Source organism: Mycoplasma sp. 1890, from assembly GCF_053851615.1.
Window position 1 is genome coordinate 1 of record NZ_JBSQAZ010000019.1, and the last position, 3,780, is coordinate 3,780.

The window sequence follows — 3,780 nt, forward strand, 5'->3', positions numbered from 1 at the left end:
TGTATCATCTACACTAATATAGATTGTATTATTAGAAGAATTATCCAAACCCTTAATTAATCTATTTTGTTCAATTTTTTTATTAATATTAATTGCCTTCACATAGCGGCAAATCAAGGTTTTTGAGATATTGTATCTCATAGAAATAACACGCAAATTCGCTCCATCTAAATACCATTTTTTGCTTTTTTCTAATAAAGAAATATCAACTCTTCTTTTGAAATTATCATTCAAAAATACGTTCTTATTAAATATATAAGTATGTAAAACTTTATTATCATCATAGTATTTATATTTGGTAATTTTTATGCATAAAATCCCGAATTCTAGTTTAATTTTTCTAGTTATATATGAATGTATTAATAGCCCTTTTTGCTTACGGTCATCAGAATTTCTAAACGCTTCGTCTTCTTTTTCTATTTTTTCTTTTAGCATTTCTAATATATAGTTATCCATAAAATAATAATATTTTAAATGAAACAAAAAATATAAAAAATTCTCATAAATTAAAAAAACAATTCGCTAAAAATTTTTAATATATGTATAAAAAAGATATATAATATTAATTATAATGTCATTTTATAATTTCGCAAAGATATGTGTGCTAGTTTGTTAAGTTTGATTATGAGCTTTTAAAATTAGGCACGCGAAAATGCTTTTGTTTAATTGACTTATTTGTATAAATAAGTAATTAAAAAAGATTTTTGTGTTTCCTTTTTATATGCGAATAATCAAAATTTTCAGCCCTTAAAACTTTATTATCCAATTGATTTATTAGATCACTGTTATTTACATAATCCATATCGCTCGAAGTTTTTTCGATATTTCTAACTATATAATTCTTATCTATTGCAACTGTGGTTTTATGCCCAGTTATCGCACTAATTTCAACTGCTGATAAGCCTGCTGTCGCTGCTTTTGTTATGCCAGAAGTTCGCAAACAGTGTGCACTTATTTGTATATTTTTGCTTTTGAATTCTTCATCTCTTTCGTAAACAAATTTTTTAAATTCACTAAAAAGGTGCATTATTCTTACAGGACTTAATGGTTTTTTTGATCAATCGGCTCAATATTCTTGAGCTTCTTTTGATATTTTTACAATTCTTTCATTATTATTTTTTTTGGCTTGAATAATTAAAACGGCATTTATATCTCTTTTAAAAAAATCCCAATTTATATTTTCAAATTCCCCCACTCTCGTTCAATTACTTTTTAAAAAGTAAAAAACAAAGCTAAATTTCTTATTATTAAATTCTTGTAAATATTTCTCTAATTTTATAAATTGCGATTTACTGTAAGCTGGTTTTAATTCTAAGCCAGCACTAACCAGTAATAACTCAGTTGTGTCTAAAAAAAAGATATTTTTCTTATTTAAAAAGTTAAAAAAAGCTTTAAAAATGGCTATAGCAGTGTTAAATGTTCGTTTATTATCATATCTTTCGTTTAAAAAATCGGTTATAAATTCTGGGTTAGATCAGTCTAATGTTTTTAATACCTTAAAATACGATTTATATGATTTTTTTGTATATTTTGAAGCGTTTTTTTTATCTAAATACGATAAATAAAGATTTATAAATTCATCTTTTTGTGAATCAGTAGGATTATATTTTTTATTTTTCATTTTTAACCCCTTCATTTAAAACTAAAAGCGCTTTTTTATCTCAAAAACACAAAAATTTAAACAGTTCTTTTTTAAATTTTTCTAGCTTTTCCGGTTTAACTTTTTTATCAATTTGCACGAATCAATCATCTAAAAAACAGCAATCAAATTTATACAAATTATAAAAGCCGTTATTATAAAAATAGTTTTTTAGTGATTTAATATCTTGTCTTAAATTTAAAAATTCAAAAATTTCATAAGGATCTAGCACATTAAAAAATGCTTTAATTTTGTTATTTTTGTTTTCGCAATTTATTAAAATCGCATCGTTATTTAACATATAAACCTCCATTTTTGCCTTTTTGAATAAATAAAAAGGCGTTTTCTTGCGAAAATCACCACTTTTTTAACTATTTATTAAAAATTTAAAAAATAAAGTTTATAATAAAGTTGTTAAAAATATATGTCTTCGCAATTGTATATTTTTTAACTAAGCCTTATGGCTTATTTTTTTTTAATTTTGTGCTTTAAATTTTAAGCACATTCTATTAATAATATTTTTTAATAATTTATTTAATTGTTTAGCACCTTCATTCTCTTTCCCGTAGGTAATAATTAGCGAGCTCTCGCTGCTTAAGAAGTCGAAAGGGCTAGAAATAAACACAGACAAATTTTTACGTTCCCTTTCTAAAAAAAACTTCATTCAAATATGCGCCAAATCAGTGAGGCAATTGCTGACTTCCAAAATTATCAAAAGCTAAAAAGTGTGCTTCAACTAATTCGCTTTTAATTTCTGCTAAAACTTGTAAGTTTTTTATATTAGTATTTAAAAATCTAAATAAGTTTGAAGTATCTACATAAATAACGCTTTTGTTTTTTTGAACTCCAAAAACAAAAGATAAATACGTAAAAATTGCTCTTGCGTTTAAAATATTCTCATCCTCTAAAAATAACCCTATATTTTGATCGTCTAAAATACCGAGAATTTTATTTTTTAAATTTTTATCAAACTTTTCTAATCCTTTTTTAAATTTCTCGATTACATTTTTGGGCTTATTTTTGTCCAAACAATTTAAATATTTATTTATATCTACGTCTAACTCAGTTATTTGAGTTAATCAGTAATTACTTAATTTTCTAATCTTTGATAAATATAAGTCGTTTGTCCAATCTATTTCCAAAAGCCCAGCATAATTTACAAATAAATTTCAGTCGGGCAGAGAATTATGAATTTTTATGTAATCATAATATTTTTGCAAATAATTCATTCCAACATTAATTTGATGATCATTTAATTTTAAATCATTAATAACTTTTTTAATTTCTTCATGATTTAAAACTTCATTTTTTGCTTGTTCAGGGTCAAAGGCGACCCGCGCCTTTGCCAATAATTTTTTAATGTAGTCATTCATTTTTTTACTCCTGTTTTTTATATGTTTAATTCTCTTTTTCTTCTTAAATAATCGCCATGTCTTTGGTTTTCATAGCCTTCAAAAATTAATTCACCTTTATGTCATTTAATGATTGAATATGGTTCGCCGTTTCTTTCTAATATTTCTTTACCAATAAAGATTAATTCGTCAGTTTTGTAATCGTTTATATCTTTTAAATAAAACATTTCCATTTCCATATTTTCATCATATTCTTTTTTGAAGTATTCTTCATTATTAATATATAAATCTCATTCAGCTTCACCGTTCATATTTGGCAATTCTCTTGTAATTTGATCGTATAAATCTTGTTTAAAAGCTTGTTTTCAGTTAATTTTAAAATTCATTTTGTTCTCCTTAAATTTAAATTTTTATTTTTAGAACAAGAAAAGCTGACTTTCATAAGAAAGCCAGCCGAAAGTAATAAATAAAAACAACTTTTTATTATTTATTACAAGGGTCTTCGCTTCCTTGTTCTGTAATATATTATAGCACTTTTTTAAATGTGTGTTTAAAAATTTAATGAAAATTAAATGCCTTTTTTGCTTTTTTGATTTTTTTATTATAATAATAAAAAAATTGCTTAAAATAATAATGTGGATTATCCACATTTATATAACCAAATTCGAAAATTATTTTTTACTCCTATTCAAAATTAATAATGTCCTTTCGTGTATAAAAAAATAAGTTATTTCCGTTAAATTGCAACAAAAATGAGCCACCTAACATATATAGTAAAATGTTATAGGT

Annotated in this window: 5 protein-coding genes; all 5 read right to left on the minus strand. The window is 23.9% G+C overall.

Annotation, left to right across the window (positions count from 1 at the left end; all coding sequences use genetic code 4):
• Positions 1–456, minus strand: a 456-nt coding sequence (locus ACWXVO_RS03110; protein WP_456002558.1) for a hypothetical protein, incomplete at its 3' end; no start/stop codon positions are given.
• A gap of 235 nt (positions 457–691) precedes the next feature.
• Positions 692–1,621 carry a tyrosine-type recombinase/integrase gene (locus ACWXVO_RS03115; protein ID WP_456002561.1) on the minus strand — a complete coding sequence of 310 codons (930 nt, stop codon included), beginning with the start codon at positions 1,619–1,621 and terminating at the stop codon, positions 692–694.
• Complete coding sequence (locus ACWXVO_RS03120; RefSeq protein WP_456002564.1) at positions 1,611–1,940, minus strand: hypothetical protein; 330 nt, start codon at positions 1,938–1,940, stop codon at positions 1,611–1,613. The genes ACWXVO_RS03115 and ACWXVO_RS03120 overlap by 11 nt, the downstream gene beginning before the upstream one ends.
• Before the next feature lie 334 nt (positions 1,941–2,274).
• Positions 2,275–3,012 (minus strand): hypothetical protein, encoded by a 738-nt coding sequence (locus ACWXVO_RS03125; RefSeq protein ID WP_456002567.1) that lies wholly within the window; start codon positions 3,010–3,012, stop codon positions 2,275–2,277.
• Between the two features lie 17 nt (positions 3,013–3,029).
• Positions 3,030–3,377 (minus strand): hypothetical protein, encoded by a 348-nt coding sequence (locus ACWXVO_RS03130; protein WP_456002570.1) that lies wholly within the window; start codon positions 3,375–3,377, stop codon positions 3,030–3,032.
• Positions 3,378–3,780: the final 403 nt, after the last annotated feature.